General features: G+C 59.8%; 12 protein-coding genes. 8 read left to right on the top strand and 4 right to left on the bottom strand.

The window, feature by feature from the left end; translation table 11 throughout:
• Positions 1-4 precede the first annotated feature (4 nt).
• The 8 genes from MRX98_RS07960 (at position 5) to MRX98_RS07925 (ending at position 10,940) form a co-directional block, all read left to right on the top strand.
• On the top strand, positions 5-466 hold the full coding sequence (locus tag MRX98_RS07960; protein ID WP_246905083.1) for a lipopolysaccharide assembly protein LapA domain-containing protein: 462 nt from the start codon (positions 5-7) through the stop codon (positions 464-466).
• Positions 467-582: 116 nt separating this feature from the next.
• On the top strand, positions 583-3,207 hold the full coding sequence (gene mutS / locus MRX98_RS07955) for a DNA mismatch repair protein MutS (RefSeq protein WP_246905063.1): 2,625 nt from the start codon (positions 583-585) through the stop codon (positions 3,205-3,207).
• An 82-nt stretch (positions 3,208-3,289) separates the two neighbouring features.
• Entirely contained in the window at positions 3,290-5,359 is a 2,070-nt protein-coding gene (locus MRX98_RS07950; protein WP_246905061.1) for an N-acetylmuramoyl-L-alanine amidase, read from the top strand.
• A 51-nt stretch (positions 5,360-5,410) separates the two neighbouring features.
• Positions 5,411-6,205: an enoyl-CoA hydratase/isomerase family protein gene (locus MRX98_RS07945; RefSeq protein WP_246905058.1), complete on the top strand. Its 795-nt coding sequence runs from the start codon at positions 5,411-5,413 to the stop codon at positions 6,203-6,205.
• Between the two features lie 23 nt (positions 6,206-6,228).
• Positions 6,229-7,530 (top strand): phenylacetate--CoA ligase family protein, encoded by a 1,302-nt coding sequence (locus tag MRX98_RS07940; protein WP_246905055.1) that lies wholly within the window; start codon positions 6,229-6,231, stop codon positions 7,528-7,530.
• A gap of 124 nt (positions 7,531-7,654) precedes the next feature.
• Complete coding sequence (locus MRX98_RS07935) at positions 7,655-8,086, top strand: ACT domain-containing protein (protein ID WP_246905052.1); 432 nt, start codon at positions 7,655-7,657, stop codon at positions 8,084-8,086.
• Between the two features lie 156 nt (positions 8,087-8,242).
• Entirely contained in the window at positions 8,243-8,509 is a 267-nt protein-coding gene (locus MRX98_RS07930; protein ID WP_246905049.1) for a hypothetical protein, read from the top strand.
• Positions 8,510-8,615: 106 nt separating this feature from the next.
• Positions 8,616-10,940: a GspE/PulE family protein gene (locus MRX98_RS07925; RefSeq protein ID WP_246905041.1), complete on the top strand. Its 2,325-nt coding sequence runs from the start codon at positions 8,616-8,618 to the stop codon at positions 10,938-10,940.
• 109 nt (positions 10,941-11,049) lie between these two features.
• On the opposite strand, the gene MRX98_RS07920 is transcribed toward MRX98_RS07925, so the two are convergent.
• The 4 genes from MRX98_RS07920 to MRX98_RS07905 all read right to left on the bottom strand — a co-directional run bounded on the left by MRX98_RS07920 (position 11,050) and on the right by MRX98_RS07905 (position 14,859).
• Positions 11,050-12,894 (bottom strand): M48 family metallopeptidase, encoded by a 1,845-nt coding sequence (locus MRX98_RS07920; RefSeq protein WP_246905029.1) that lies wholly within the window; start codon positions 12,892-12,894, stop codon positions 11,050-11,052.
• 72 nt (positions 12,895-12,966) lie between these two features.
• The gene (locus MRX98_RS07915; RefSeq protein WP_246905013.1) at positions 12,967-13,509 is read right to left on the bottom strand and encodes an epoxyqueuosine reductase QueH; all 543 of its coding nucleotides are present in this window, start codon (positions 13,507-13,509) and stop codon (positions 12,967-12,969) included.
• Positions 13,506-14,201: a YggS family pyridoxal phosphate-dependent enzyme gene (locus tag MRX98_RS07910; protein ID WP_246905010.1), complete on the bottom strand. Its 696-nt coding sequence runs from the start codon at positions 14,199-14,201 to the stop codon at positions 13,506-13,508. Before MRX98_RS07910 ends, MRX98_RS07915 begins: the two co-directional genes overlap by 4 nt.
• Before the next feature lie 46 nt (positions 14,202-14,247).
• On the bottom strand, positions 14,248-14,859 hold the full coding sequence (locus MRX98_RS07905) for a Maf family protein (protein WP_246905008.1): 612 nt from the start codon (positions 14,857-14,859) through the stop codon (positions 14,248-14,250).
• Between the last annotated feature and the right edge of the window lie 392 nt (positions 14,860-15,251).

The raw sequence follows: 15,251 nt of genomic DNA, 5'->3' as shown, positions 1-15,251 counted from the left end.
CCGCATGAAAAAGGTGAAACTGGTCTTTTGGATTGTCATTCTCGCTTTGCTTGGATTGATCGTCTACCAGAACCGTGATGTGCTGCTGACGGCCGAACAGCCGTTGTCCATCAATCTTGGTTTCGGCAGTTACCAGACACCTGCGCTTCCCTTTGTCATCTATTTTCTTTTCTTTTTTGTTCTCGGATGGCTGATCGCCTTCCTGTTCGGTTTCGTGGAGCGGATAAAAACAGGTAAAAAGGTCAAAAAACTCAAAGACACCATCAATTCCCAGGCCGAAGCCATTACGGCCATGAAAAAAGACATTGAAACGCTGAAGCCGCACACCGGTCACAAATCGACGAAAGCGGCCGCCCATGAATCGGCGGCACAATCAACCGATCCGCCCACCCGGGCCGAAGAAGAAGACGGTGCGGCGGAGGATCCCGAAACGGCGCCCCGCGATCAGACCACGCCCCGGGAATAGACCTGCGGTCATCGCTGCCGCCGCCGTGCCACCGGTAGCGACGGGTGCCCGCACGCCATGAATCCCCGAACCCTTGCCGGCAACACGCCGCACGGCTTGAAAAGCATCTCCGCACCATGAGCGCCTCCAAAACCACCCCCATGATGCAGCAATATCTGTCCATCAAGGCGCAATACCCGGACGCCATTCTGTTTTATCGCATGGGGGATTTCTATGAGATGTTCTTCGAAGATGCCGAGGCGGCCTCCAAGGCGTTGGAGATCACCCTGACCTCTCGCAACAAGAATGATGATGTGCCCGTGCCCATGTGCGGCGTGCCCTATCGGGCCGCCCAATCCTACATTGGGCGCTTGATCGACTGCGGTTTCAAGGTCGCCGTCTGCGACCAGGTGGAAGATCCGTCCGCGGCCAAGGGCTTGGTCCGGCGCGAGGTGGTGCGGGTGGTCACACCCGGCATGATCGTGGACAGCGATATGCTGGAGGCCAAGGCCCACAATTGCCTGCTGGCCCTGGTCGGACGGGGGGAGATCCTGGGGTTGGCCTGGTTGGACATCTCCACCGGCCTTTTTCGGGTCACCGAAACCACCGAAGGCCACAAGGTGCTGGATGAAGTGTTGCGCATCGCCCCGCGGGAGGTGCTGTTGCCCGAAACCATGCAGCATGTGCCGCTACTCCGGAAAATGGTGTGCGCCCTGGAACAGCGGGCCGTCAACTGGTTACCGGCCTCGGCCTTCGACCTGCAGCGGGGACGGGATCGGTTGTTGGCGCAGTTTCACACCCGTTCTCTGGAAGGGTTCGGCGCCGAGGGGCTGACCGCCGGCTTATCGGCCGCCGGCGCTTTGCTGCACTACGTCGGCGAGACCCAGAAGCAGGCGGTGGACCATCTGCGGCAGATGACCACTTACCGCCTGGACAACCATCTGGTCATCGACCACATGAGCCGTCAAAACCTGGAGCTGGAAAAGAATCTGCGCAGCGGTACGCGCCAAGGCACCCTGCTGAGCATCATCGACCGCACGGCAACGGCCATGGGCGGGCGGCGGCTCAAACAGTGGCTGCGATATCCACTGCTTTCACCGGAAAAAATCGGCCTGCGACTCGATGCGGTGGAGGAGGCCGTGGCCCGGGGGGATGTGCGCCGTCGCATGGTGGCAGCCCTCGACGGGGTTTACGACCTGGAGCGGCTCCACGGCAAAATCGCCATGGGCCACGCCAACGCCCGCGACCTGCTGGCTTTGGGGCGCTCCCTGGCGGCCCTGCCGCCCATTTGGGATGATTTGAAGGTATTGAGCAGCGACCTGTTCCAACCGTCGCTCGCGCTGGATGACTTGAACACCCTGGCCGAACGGATCGTGCAGGCCATTCGCGAGGATGCGCCGCCCACGATCAACGAAGGGGGCATGTTCCGCCACGGGTATCACCCGCCCTTGGACCAGTTGATCCATATCGCCCGGGATGCCAAAGGATATCTGGCCCAACTGGAAATGCGGGAGCGCGAGGCCACCGGTATCAACACCTTGAAGGTGCGCTACAACAAGGTGTTCGGCTACTACATCGAAGTGTCCAAGGCCCAGGCGCCTTCGGTGCCGGACCGCTACGTGCGCAAGCAAACCCTGGTCAATGCGGAACGCTATATCACCGATGAACTCAAGCAGTTCGAATCCCGGGTGATGGGGGCGGAGGAAAAACAGTGGGCCCTGGAGCTCGAACTGTTCAATGAATTGCGCGAGCAGGTGCGGGCGTGCGGCAACGATTTGCAGGCCGCGGCCCGTTTTTTGGCGCGCATCGATTGTCTCCTGGCCCTGGCGGAAACGGCCGACCGGAACGACTACTGCCGTCCCGCCATCAACCGGCAAGGGGTGTTGCGTATCGAGGAGGGGCGCCACCCCGTTGTGGAACGGATGATGCGCGGCGAGCGCTTCGTGCCCAACACCATCGCCATGGACAACGACAACGAACAGGTCTTGATCGTCACCGGGCCCAATATGGCCGGCAAATCCACCGTCCTGCGCCAAGTGGCCCTGCAAGTGATTTTGGCCCAAATGGGCGCCTTCGTGCCGGCCGCCGCCGCCGACATCCCCATCACCGACAGGATCTTCACCCGCGTCGGCGCGCTGGACAATCTGGCGGCCGGTCAAAGCACCTTCATGGTGGAGATGGAGGAGACCGCCAACATCCTGCACCATGCCACGGAGCGCAGCCTGGTGGTACTGGACGAAATCGGCCGCGGCACCAGTACCTACGACGGGCTGAGCATCGCCTGGGCCGTGGCGGAGTATCTTCATGACTTGAGCGGCAAAGGGGTCAAGACCCTTTTCGCCACCCACTACCACGAGCTGACCGAGCTGGCTGCCATCAAGCCGAGGGTCAAGAATTACAACATCGCCGTCAAGGAGTGGAAGGATCGCATCATCTTCCTGCGCAAGCTGGTGGCGGGCGGCACCAATCGCAGCTACGGGATACAGGTGGCCCGCTTGGCCGGCATTCCCGAAACGGTGGTGGTGCGCGCCAAGCAGGTTCTGGAACGGGTGGAACGGCACGGTTCGACGGACGCCGCCGCCGTCGGCGGTTGGGACGCAGCGGCGAACGATTTCAAAAAACCGGTGCAAATGGCGCTGTTCCAGTCGGCGGACCGGGAGGTGATCGACCGGCTGCGTGCCATCGATCCCGACACCATGACCCCCATGGAGGCGCTTCATCTGCTGCACCAATTGCAGGAGAAGATCCGCAAGGGCGATTGACAATCCTTGCCCCTCATGGTTTCTTTACACCAACGAATGAAAAGCCTGCGCAATAGTTGACAATAGTGGAGCATACAGCGGGATGAGCACACATCTGCGATGGATAGCACGCCGGGGGGCTTGGTTGTTGGGTTGCCTGATGTTGGCAGCCTTGTATCAACCGCCGGCCCACGCCCAAACCGCCGAGGCCAAGTTTTACGAGGCCGAGCGATGCTATCGGGACCTGCGCAACGCCCCGAACCGGCAGAAGTACCGGGATCAGTGGCTGAACTGCATTACCCGTTATCTTGCCGTTTACCGCCATGACCCCCACGGTCCCTGGGCCGCCGCCGGGCTTTACCACGCTGGCGTGCTCTATGGCGAGCTGTACAAACGTTCATTCGTGGGGGCCGACCGGCAGGAGGCCATCGATCTTTTCGAACGGGTGGTGCGCCATTTCCCAAAAAGTCGGTATCGGCCTCGTGCCGAAAAAGCGAGCAGCGCACTGAAAGGAGGGGGCGGGACCCGGACCACCGCTGAAAAATCATCCCCCCCCGCCGCCAAACCGGCCGCGCCGCCGCCCGCGGCTTCGGCCAACGCCGCTTCGACCCGCAATGCGCGGCAGTTCTACGAACAGGCCCGTGCCAACGATGCACGCCTCGAACAGCGACCCGAATTGAAGAAGCTTCGGGATCAGTGGTTGCGTTCCATCAACGCCTACCGCCAGGCCTACCAGGCCGAACCGAACGGCGCCCTGGCCGCCGCGGCACTGTTTGGATTGGCCCAAAGCTACAGCGGCTTGCACCACTGGTCGCGCAATGAAGTGGATCGGCTGCAAGCGCGCAAAACCTACGAACAGCTGCTCGATGGGTATCCCCAAAGCCCTGAAGCGGAGATGGCCCGCCAAACGCTGGGGATCGCCTCCCGGCAGGAGGGCAGCGACGGCGACGCCATCGCCCGGGTGATCGAGACGGCGCAGGACGGAGCGCCGGCGGTGGTCCGGCCGGCGGCGGTTGCGGGCGGCACGGGCCGGCCGGCGGTGGTGGAGGGTCTGCGTTTTTGGTCCAATCCGCGCTACACCCGGGTGGTGATCGACGCCGACCAGGATGCCGTCTTCACCTACAACGAGCTGCGCGAAGATCCGGCCATCGGCAAGCCCCAGCGCATCTACATCGACCTGCACAACAGCCGTTTGAGCAACGACCTGCAACGTATCATTCCCATCAACGACGATCTGCTCAGTGATGCCCGCGCAGGGCAATACACCGCCGATACGGTGCGGGTGGTGGTGGATATCAAATCGGCCCGGACCTTCAAGATCTTTTCCCTTAAAAACCCTTTCCGCATCGTATTGGATGTTTGGGGCGTGGAAACGGGCGCCGTTGCACAGCGGCCGGCGCCCGAGGTCTCGCCGTCAGACACGGGCGTTTTGCCACCCGGCGCCATCGTCAAACAGTTGGCTCTCGGCGTGCGGCGCATCGTCATCGATCCGGGCCATGGCGGACGCGATCCCGGGGCACCGGGATATCACAAGGGGGTCCAAGAGAAGGATGTGGTCCTGGCCATCAGCAAAAAGTTGGCGGAACAGCTCCGGGCGCAACTCAAGTGCGAGGTGATTTTGACCCGCGACAAGGATGTCTACCTGAGCCTGGAGGAACGGACGGCCATTGCCAACACGCAAAATGCCGATCTGTTCATTTCGATTCATGCCAATGCATCGCCGGACCGTCGGGCGTCCGGTTTCGAAACCTACATTCTCAATCTGGCCACCGACGACGAGGCCATCCGCGTGGCGGCGCGCGAAAACGCCACTTCCATGAAAAATATCAGCGATCTGGATTCGATCTTGAAAGATCTGATGCAAAATGCCAAAGTCAGCGAATCCACACTCTTGGCCAGCTACGTACAGGAAGGGGCTTTGGGCCGACTGGGCCGGAAATACAACATTCGCAACAAAGGGGTCAAAAAGGCACCTTTCTATGTGCTGTTGGGCGCCGAAATGCCATCGATCCTTGTGGAAACCGGCTTCATCAGCAATCCCGAGGAGGGCAAGCGCCTGACCAGCCCTGAATATCAGCGTCTGCTGGTCCAGGGCATCGTGGATGGCATCAAACGGTATATTAACGAAGTAACGCCGACGGCAATGCGGGAGGCCCTTCAGGGGCCGAGTTGAAATCCGCTTTCATCAACGGTTGCACAAGCAAGCAGGGAAGGAGCAGCAGAGATGTCATACGAGCACATCAGCGTGGCCACGGAACAGGGCATCACCACCATCACCTTTAACCGGCCGAAGGCCCTCAATGCGCTCAACAGCGCCTTGCTGGAAGAGTTTGCCCGGGCGGTGGAAGCCGTCGCCGCCGATGAGGAGATTCGGGTGTTGGTGTTGACCGGCGCCGGCGACAAGGCCTTCGTGGCCGGGGCCGACATCACGGAGCTGGCCCGGCTGGACACCCTCAAGGCAAAGGTGTTTATCAATCGTGGCTTGTCCGCCATCAACGCCCTGACCCAGCTGTCGATTCCGGTGATCGCCGCGGTCAACGGTTTCGCCCTGGGCGGCGGGTTGGAGATCGCAATGGCCTGCGATTTCATCTACGCCTCGGAAAAGGCCTCCTTCGGCCAACCGGAGATCAAGCTGGGCTTGATTCCCGGCTACGGCGGCACCCAGCGGTTGCCGCGCATCATCGGCGCGGCCCAGGCCAAGGAGCTGCTCTTCACCGGCAAGATGATCTCCGCCGTCGAGGCCTTGCGGCTGGGGATCGTCAACAAAGTGGTCGCACCGGAGGCCTTGATGGACACCGTCATGGCCACCGCGCGGGAGATGGCGGCCATGGGCCGGGTGTCCGTGCGGGCCGTCAAGCAGGCTGTGGACAACGGTCTCAATGCCGACCTGACCACCGCTTTGCGCATTGAAACCGACGCCTTCGCCCTCTGCATGGCCAGCCCGGACGCCAAGGAGGGCACCAGCGCCTTTCTGGAGAAACGCAAACCGGCCTTCACCGGCAAACTGATGGATGAGTGATTGTTTCAAGGAGGAGTGGTTCGATGATTTACAATATGGAATATGAAACCATGCCGCGCGAGGCGCTGGAGGCGATTCAACTGCGCCGGTTGCAGGCCACCGTGGAGCGGGTCTATGCCAACGTGGCCTTTTACCGGGAAAAATTCAAGGAAGCCGGCATTTCCCCCACCGATATCCGCACCCTCGACGACCTCCGGCGCCTGCCCTACACCACCAAGCAGGATTTGCGCGACAACTACCCCTACGGGATGTTTGCCGTGCCCATGGATCACGTGGTGCGCATTCACGCCTCATCGGGCACCACCGGTCAACCAACGGTGGTGGGCTACACCGCGCGGGACATTCAGACCTGGGCCCAACTCATGGCCCGGGCCCTGATGGCCGGCGGCGCCAACCGGGGCGATATCATTCACAACGCTTACGGCTACGGCCTGTTCACCGGCGGCCTGGGGGTGCATTACGGCGCGGAGCTGCTCGGGGTGTCGGTGATTCCCGTTTCCGGCGGCAACACCCGCCGGCAGGTGATGATCATGAAGGATTTCGGCCCCACCATCATCACCGCCACGCCCTCCTACAGCCTGCACCTGGCCGAAGTGTGCGAAGAGATGGGGGTCTCTTTCAAGGACCTCAAGTTCAAATTCGGCATTTTCGGCGCCGAACCCTGGTCCGAAACCATGCGCGGCGAGATCGAGCGCAAACTCAACCTGACCGCCGTGGACATCTACGGCCTCAGCGAGGTTATGGGGCCCGGCGTGGCCATCGAGTGCAAGGAGGCCAAGAACGGGCTGCACATTTTCGAGGACCACTTCATTCCCGAGATCGTCGACCCCGCCACCCTGGAACCACTGCCCTACGGCAGCGTGGGCGAGCTGGTGTTCACCACCATTACCAAGGAGGCTTTCCCGGTGGTTCGCTACCGCACCCGGGACATCTGTTCGTTGAATCCCGAACCGTGCATCTGCGGTCGCACCCATCTGCGCATGAGCCGCGTCACCGGCCGCAGCGACGACATGCTGATCATCCGGGGGGTCAATGTGTTCCCCTCGCAGATCGAAAGCGTGCTGATCGACACCGAGGGCGTCACCCCCCACTACCAACTGGTGGTGGACCGGGAAGGCGCGCTGGACGTGTTGACGGTCAAGGTGGAGATCGGCGAGCAATTGTTTTCCGATGAGGTCAAGAAGCTTCAGGCCACCGAGAAACGCATTTCGAAAAACATCAAGGAGCTGTTGGGCGTCACGGCCAAAGTGCGCCTGGTCGAGCCCAAGGCCATCGCCCGCAGCGAAGGCAAGGCCCAGCGCGTGGTGGACAACCGCAAGTTGTAGGCCCGGGGGGAACGATTTCGATGCCTGCCGGCGGCCGATCCGCCGCCGGGAACGGTTTTTCCGACCCGATCGTGTTTAACCGTCGAGCAAGCAGCAGCCGGCGCAGCCGGTTGAAGGAGGCCCTATGCAAGTGGAACAAATATCCGTTTTTCTGGAGAATAAATCCGGCCGCCTCTCCGAGGTAACGGGCATTTTGGCCGAAGCGGGCGTCAACATCCAGGCCCTGGCCCTTGCCGACACCTCCGATTTCGGGGTGCTGCGGCTCATTGTGGACGACAACGAGAAAGCCGCCAACGCCCTCAAGGACAACGGCCTGACGGTGGGGCGCACCGAGGTGGTGGCCGTGGAGGTGGAGGATCGTCCGGGCGGGCTGCACCGGCTTCTGGAGATCCTGAAAGACACCGACATCAACGTGGAGTACATGTACGCTTATGTGCACCACACCGGCAAGCATGCGGTCATGATCTTTCGCTTTGACAACAGCGAGGCGGCCATCAAAGTGCTGACGGCCAATGGGGTGTCCATCATCACGCGGGAGCGTCTTTACGCCATTTAGGACGAGACGGACGGTACAGGGTATGCCGCGGATGGCACATGCCCTTCGCGGAAATGCATTCAGTTTCCTGTCGGTGATCACCATTTTATGGTAAACTTCCGGTATCAAACAGCCGATAGCTATTCAAACGCCCGATTGTCGGCACTTGGAACAGCGATGACAAACAACGATAAACCTGCGGCGAAGGACTACCGTCAACTATTTTGGGGAATCGCGCTCGTTTTGGCCGGCGTGGGCGTGCTGTTGCGCAATGTGCAGGTGATGCCCCGACTGGCCGAGTTCGAATCCTTTTCCAAATCGGTGGTGATCATCTTTTATTTCATTGGCATTGTGCTGATCGTCGGCGGGGCGAAAAAGATCGTTCACCATTTCAAAGCCCCACCGGCGGATCGGTCCGACCCCGTGGAGCGGTCGGGCGATTAGCCTGCTTGCCCATCCGGTGAGGGCCGCCGACGGTTTCGGCAAGGCTGTCAGTGGCCCCTTACGGCCCCATGCGGATGGATACCATGGAGTCCACAGGTAAGGTCCTATGTTGAATTTGAATACATCTCAAACCCAGGCCCGTGCCACCTTGGAGGACGGGAACGTCAATTTGCAGTCCGAAGTCGCCTACCGTACGCGACTTATCGAAATTGGCAATAAAATCAATGCGGCACGTGATCTGGACGAGATTTTTATCGATCTGTCGGATGAGATTCTCTCCCTGTTCGATGCCGAACGACTGACCGTCTATGTGGTGGATGGCGTCAAGCGGGAGCTGGTGTCGCGTTTCAAGTCCGGCGACGAGATCGGTGAAATCCGCATTCCCGTGAGCAAATCCTCCCTGGCCGGTTACGCCGCCTTGACCCACAAGCTGCTCAACATCGGCAATGTCTATGACAAGGCGGAGTTGCAAAACATCGACGAGAACCTGGACTTCGACAAGAGCTGGGACCAGAAAACCGGCTTCCGTACCCAGCAAGTTCTCGTTTATCCCATCATTTTTCAAAAATACCTTATGGGCGCCTTGCAATTGATCAATCGCAAGGACGGCGGCCGTTTCCATGAAGCGGACGAAAAAGCGGTGGTCGATCTGGCCAAGATCATCGGTATCGCACTGTACAACCAAAAACGTATGGCAGCCCGTGGCGGGCGTGTGACCAAGTTCGACTATCTGCTGGAAAACCACCTGGTCACCCAGAAAGAGCTGGCCAAGGCCATCACCGACGCCCGTCAACGCAAGGAGCCGGTGGAAAGCGTCCTGAGCCGCGAATACAAGGTGCCCAAGACCGAGATCGGCGAATCCCTTTCCCGCTATTACAAAGTGCCCTTTGTCTCTTACAGCGCCGCTCACCCCATTCCCGGTGAACTGCTTGCCGGGATCAAAGTGCCCTTCATGCGCGCCAATCTGTGGGTACCGTTGCGCCTGGATGAGGGACAACCGGTGATCGCCATCGACGATCCCCACGATCTGAAGCGGATCGACGAGATCAAGGCCCTTTTTCCAGGTCGGCGCCTAAAGTTCGCGGTCACTCTCAAGCAGGACATCCTCGATTTCATCAAGCTGTTCAGCGCCGATGAGCGGGAGATGGCCGAAATCGACGATATTCTTTCTCAGTTGCAGGACGAATATCATGAGATCGAGGAGGCCGAATCGGGCGTCGGGGAAGAGGACAGCGCCGTCGTCCAGCTGGTCAACAAGATCATCCTGGATGCTTACGCCCGCAACGCTTCGGACATTCACATCGAACCGTATCCGGGCAAGCAGAACACCATGGTGCGCATCCGGGTGGACGGCTCTTGTACGGTTTACCAGACCGTTCCCTTCGCCTACCGCAACGCGGTGGTGTCGCGCATCAAGATCATGGCCGATCTGGATATCGCCGAACGGCGGTTGCCCCAGGACGGCAAGATCAAATTCAAGAAGTACGGCGGCAAGGACATCGAACTGCGTGTGGCCACCATTCCCACCCAAGGGGGGATGGAGGATGTGGTCATGCGCATCTTGGCCGCCGGCGAGCCGATTCCTCTGGATAAGATCGGTTTCTCCGAGCGCAACTACGACAACTTCGTGCAGTGCGTCATCCAGCCCTACGGCCTTGTGCTGGTGTGCGGCCCCACCGGGTCCGGTAAAACCACCACTTTGCATTCGGCCCTGGCCTACATCAATAAAACCGAGACCAAGATCTGGACCGCCGAGGATCCGGTGGAAATCACCCAGAAGGGGCTGCGCCAGGTACAAGTCAAACCCAAGATCGGCTTCACCTTCGCCGCCGCCATGCGCTCTTTTCTGCGCGCCGACCCGGATGTGATCATGGTCGGCGAAATGCGCGACAAGGAGACCACCCACATCGGCATCGAGGCCTCCTTGACCGGTCACTTGGTCTTCTCCACCCTGCACACCAACACTGCTCCGGAGAGTATTGTCCGCCTGCTGGACATGGGCATGGACCCCTTCAACTTCGCCGATGCCATTTTGTGCATAATGGCCCAGCGCCTGGTGCGGACCCTCTGCCCGGATTGCAAAAAGGCGTACAACCCCTCCGAAGAAGAGTTTGGCGAATTGGTGCGCGAGTACGGGGAAGAGGAATTCGCCAAGAACGTCAACATCAACTACAACGATGAACTGGAGTTGTATAAACCGCAAGGCTGCGAATTCTGCAACAACACCGGGTACCGCGGCCGCATGGGTATCCATGAACTGCTGGTGGGCACCGAAGAGATGAAAAAGCTCGTCCAGCGCCGGGCCCAGATGGAAGAGATTCGCAGGCAGGCCATCGCCGACGGCATGACGACGTTGAAACAGGATGGTATAGAAAAGATTTTCGGTGGTAAAACCGATATGCTGCAAGTTCGAAAGGTGTGTATTAAGTAGTTTTAAGTGTTAAGTGTTAAGTTTTAAGTTGAAGGATTGGGGCCTTTAAAAGTAGGTTTAAGTTTTAAGTTGAAGGATTGGTTCCTTTTAGTAAGGGGTGATGTATTGATTATTCCTGCCTTTTTTTTGCTTGTCTGAATTTTTCCAGTTGTGTTTCATAGTGGGTTCTGTCCGGGGGGTTCAGGGATAGGGCGGTTTGCTGCGCATTGATGGCTTCTTCTATGCGGTTGTTGGCGTAGAGGGTTTCGGCCAGGGTGTCCCAGATATGGGGGGCGGTCGATTGCAGGGCGATGGCCTGTTGGGCGAGGTGCAGGGCGCGCTGGGGTTTGCGCAGGGATGGCTCTTCGATGGTGGCCAGGACCCATGCCAGGTTGTTGAGGATGTCGGGATCGTTGGGGTTGAGACGGGCGGCCTTTTCGTAGGCCGATAGGGCGGCCCTTTCGTCGTTGCGTTCCAGGTGGGTGTTGCCCAGCATGGCGTAGAGCAGAGCGTCTTCCTCGGTTTTAGGCGTCTTGCGCTCGAGGTAGTTTTCAAGGGCGGCCAGGCGCAATTGGCGTCCGCCGTGTCCTATCACCGCCTGGTTGAGTTGAAAGACGCCCACTGCCAATAGTAAAAAGGCGGTCAGGAAAAGGGCGATGCTGTAACGTAATTTGCGGTCGTGTCGCGCGATCAGGTGGGGATCGTGCCGGCAGCGTTGCAGGTAATCCATCCGCTCCTGAATGCTGAAGTGGTGCCAGTTGGGTTTGTCGGCCGGTTGTCCCGATGTGGCCGCGATCTTTTGGAATGTAACGATCAAGGGTTGGGGATCGCGAAACATGCGGAAGACGAACAGGTCGGCCTGGCGCTCGAAGTTGCGGATGAAATAGCCGAAGATGTATCGGAAGTAAACGATTACGCCCGCCACCAGCAACACGGCGTAGATGGCGTAGATGAAGTTGGTGGGATTGAGATTGAAATGGAGTACGATTGACAGAACCGGTTTGACAAAGAACAGAGCGATGAAACTCAGGGGATAGGCAGCGTAGGAGATCAGCATGAAGCCGACCAGGAACAGCAGGTAGAGCAACAGGTGCTTGCGTTTGACATGCCCGATTTCGTGGGCGATCACCTGCTCGACTTCGGACGGGGAGAGCATTTGCAGCAAGGCGTCGGTCACCAGGATGTAGCGAAAGCGCCCCATTAGCCCCATGACACCGGCGGTGATCATCCGGCCGCCGAAGATGGGCCAGTAGACGATATCGGCGTAGCGCACCCCTGCCTGGCGGCAGAGGGCTTCGATGCGGTGGCGCAGGTCGCCTGCCTCCAAGGGGCGGCAACGCCAGATCCGTTTGATCAACAGGGGGGCGAAGATGGTAGCCAACACCAGAAAGACCAGGAAATAGGCCGTTTGACCGACCGCCGAATCGAGTATTCGCGTGGGTAGCTCGAAAGGCAGCAGACGCAACAGATCGGAGATGCCGAACAACAGGGTCCAGGGCAGCAGGATCGGCGCGCTGAAGGCGGCATTGGAGTAAACATAATTGGCGCGGGTGAGATCCCCACCGTAAATGGCCTGGTGGGCATCGTAGGCATAGGTCCAGACCAGCACCAGGTAGCCGCCGAACAGCAGCAAAAAGAGCAGGTCCTTGAGGGTGGGCAACCAGACGAAGATGCCCAGGAAACCGATGTGGGAGGGCAGATCCAGGACCCAGATGACCACAGCGAAAACGGCGAGGGCCAGAATGGCGTGCTGGGACATTAACTGGCCGAACCGTTGGTCCAGCACTCGTTGACTGTAGTGGCTCGCCCGCCGTGCCAGACGGTCGAAGCGAAAGCGAACGATGGCTGTAAACAGCCCGGTGACGACCAGCAGCCCCAGCAGCGCATCCAGGGCGGACAAGGCCGGTGTTTGGGTCGGCTGGTAGAGGATCAGGGTGATCAAGGCGACGATGAAGTAGATGAAGTTGTGGAACATGTTGCCTTCCCGCCGGGCGCCTGCGCGTCTTTGGCGTATGTGAAACAGTGGCGTCAGTGTGGCGCCGCCGATTTATTGGCGGCTGCCGCGGCCGAAGTAGCGTTCTTTCTCGCTGTAGATGCATCCGCAATATTGCTGCCGGTACATGCCCATCTCCTTGGAAGCGGTGATGCCTTCTTTCCAGCCGACGCGGAAGTCGTGGTATCGGAAGGGGATCCCCACCTCTTCGGCCACCGCTTGTCCGGTTGCGCGAATGGCGTCGTGTTGCTGGAATTTGCTGTACAACAATGTGGTCGAAAAAGCATCGAAGCGGCCCCGTTTGGCCACTAGGGCGGTGGCCTTGAGGCGCCGGTGGTAGCACAAAAGACAGCGTTGGGTTTCACGAAAGACCGTGGCTCGCAGATGGCCCTCCAGGTCGTACTCCCGGTCGACGATCAATTGCAAGCCGATGGTGTCGGCATAGGTTTCCAGGGTCTGCTGTCGCCGCAGGCATTCGGTGTAGGGGTGGATGTTGCTGCGGTAGTAATAGCCCATCACTTGGGTCGTCTGTTCCTGTAACACCTTCAAAGGGTATATGGCGCAGGGACCGCAACAGATGTGCAATAGGAGTTTCATGCGCGCGCTCCGAAAATGGCGCTGCCGATGCGCACCAGGGTGGCGCCTTCCTCGATGGCCGCTTCGAAATCGCCGGTCATGCCCATGGAGAGGGCTTGCATCTCGATGCCGGGGATGGCCAGGGCGGCGATCCGGTCCCGCAGTTCACGCAGCGCGGCGAAATGGGGACGGGACGCTTCGGGGTCGTTGAAATAGGGGGGGATGGCCATCAATCCTTCGACCTTGAGGTGTTCCAGGCCGCTGAGTTCCCGCGCCAGGGCCGGCGCCTGCTCCGCTGTCACCCCCGACTTGCTCTTCTCGCCGCCCGTGTTCACCTGGATCAGCACCCGCTGGATCTTTCCCGCCTTGCCGGCCTGCCGGTTCAGTTCCTCCGCCAGTTTGAGGGAGTCCACCGTGTGGATCAGTTCGAATAGCCGCACGGCATATTTGGCTTTGTTGGTCTGCAGATGGCCGATGAAGTGCCAGGCCGCCGGTCGATGAGACAGGGCGGCGAACTTGTCGCGGGCCTCCTGCACATAGTTTTCGCCGATGATGGTCGCCCCGGCCGCCATGGCCGCTTCGATGGCTTCCGCCCTATGGGTTTTGCCCACCGCCACCAATTGGATCTCCTCGGGCCGCCGCCCACACCTGCGGGCGATCATCGCCATCCGTGCCTGGACCTCGTGCAGGCGATCAGCGATGGTGCTGTTCATTGACCTCTCCATTGTACTCTTGCGACCCGATCCGCATGCGTTGCATTCACGGCTCACCGTCGGCGGCGATGCGGATCACCTTCGCCTCGATCAGATGGGCGATCACCTCGCACACCGGCAGCCCCACCACGTTGGTGTAGGAGCCGTTGATGCGCTGCACCAGAAAGGTGCCCAGTCCCTGGATGGCGTAGGCGCCGGCTTTGTCGAAGGGTTCGTCGGTGTGGATGTACCACTCGATTTCCGGTTCGCTGAGCGATTTGAAAGTGACGTCGGTGCATACCACATCCGTGACGTGGTGGTTGTGCGCGATACAACATATGGTATAGCCGGTGAATACCTGATGGGTCTGGCCGCTCAATTGGTGCAACATTTCCCTTGCCGCCGTGCGGCCCCTGGGTTTGCCCAGGGGTTGGCCGTCGATCACCACGATGGTGTCGGCGCCGATGACCCACGCATCGGGCCGGCGTTCGGCCACATCCAGCGCCTTGGCGCGCGCCAGGGTTTGGGTGTAGGCGGCGGGTGTGTCGTAGGGCACCTGCGCTTCGTCCACACCGCTGGGCAGCACCTCGAAGGAAAGGCCCGCCCTGGACAGCAGATAACGCCGTCGCGGGGAGTTGGACGCCAGGATCAACCGGCCTTGTTGGAACTTGTGTACCATGGCGCTGTTTCTATCAAATGCGCTGTGTAATGACAAGCAGGGGGAAGGGACATTCGGTATTGACGCTATCGGGGCGTGGCGAAATGTTGAAAAGCGTGTGTGCCGTCGATCGCATCGCGAGAACTGCATTTCGATTTGAATCGAATAACAGATGTTTGCGTTGCGATTGCCAATCGTGGGAGTGAATGGTGAATGGTGAATGGTGCGTGGGCGGGAAAGGTGAATGCGGCACGGCTGGGAAAGGTTGGAATGGAGGAATGGAGGGCATGGAGGGCATCGAGGGGAAGGAGGGAACAGCGGGAATGATAGAAAATGGTGGCGATTGTAACGAAAGGTTGAATGACAAGGGAGGGTTGAACGACCGCCGGCGGGTGGGTCGGGGGGCCGGGTGC

This window comes from Desulfatitalea alkaliphila (assembly GCF_022968795.1).
Lineage (GTDB): Bacteria > Desulfobacterota > Desulfobacteria > Desulfobacterales > Desulfosarcinaceae > Desulfatitalea > Desulfatitalea alkaliphila.
Note: the sequence above shows the minus strand (reverse complement) of the source record. Positions and strands in the feature narration are given on the sequence as shown.

Coding starts and splice junctions, on each gene's coding strand:
- MRX98_RS07915 (WP_246905013.1), bottom strand. CDS start 13,509: ATGAAACTCCTATTGCACATCTGTTGCGGTCCCTGCGCCATATACCCT.
- MRX98_RS07930 (WP_246905049.1), top strand. CDS start 8,243: ATGACAAACAACGATAAACCTGCGGCGAAGGACTACCGTCAACTATTT.
- MRX98_RS07910 (WP_246905010.1), bottom strand. CDS start 14,201: ATGAACAGCACCATCGCTGATCGCCTGCACGAGGTCCAGGCACGGATG.
- MRX98_RS07960 (WP_246905083.1), top strand. CDS start 5: ATGAAAAAGGTGAAACTGGTCTTTTGGATTGTCATTCTCGCTTTGCTT.
- MRX98_RS07935 (WP_246905052.1), top strand. CDS start 7,655: ATGCAAGTGGAACAAATATCCGTTTTTCTGGAGAATAAATCCGGCCGC.
- MRX98_RS07950 (WP_246905061.1), top strand. CDS start 3,290: ATGAGCACACATCTGCGATGGATAGCACGCCGGGGGGCTTGGTTGTTG.
- MRX98_RS07945 (WP_246905058.1), top strand. CDS start 5,411: ATGTCATACGAGCACATCAGCGTGGCCACGGAACAGGGCATCACCACC.
- MRX98_RS07905 (WP_246905008.1), bottom strand. CDS start 14,859: ATGGTACACAAGTTCCAACAAGGCCGGTTGATCCTGGCGTCCAACTCC.
- MRX98_RS07940 (WP_246905055.1), top strand. CDS start 6,229: ATGATTTACAATATGGAATATGAAACCATGCCGCGCGAGGCGCTGGAG.
- mutS (WP_246905063.1), top strand. CDS start 583: ATGAGCGCCTCCAAAACCACCCCCATGATGCAGCAATATCTGTCCATC.
- MRX98_RS07920 (WP_246905029.1), bottom strand. CDS start 12,894: ATGTTCCACAACTTCATCTACTTCATCGTCGCCTTGATCACCCTGATC.
- MRX98_RS07925 (WP_246905041.1), top strand. CDS start 8,616: ATGTTGAATTTGAATACATCTCAAACCCAGGCCCGTGCCACCTTGGAG.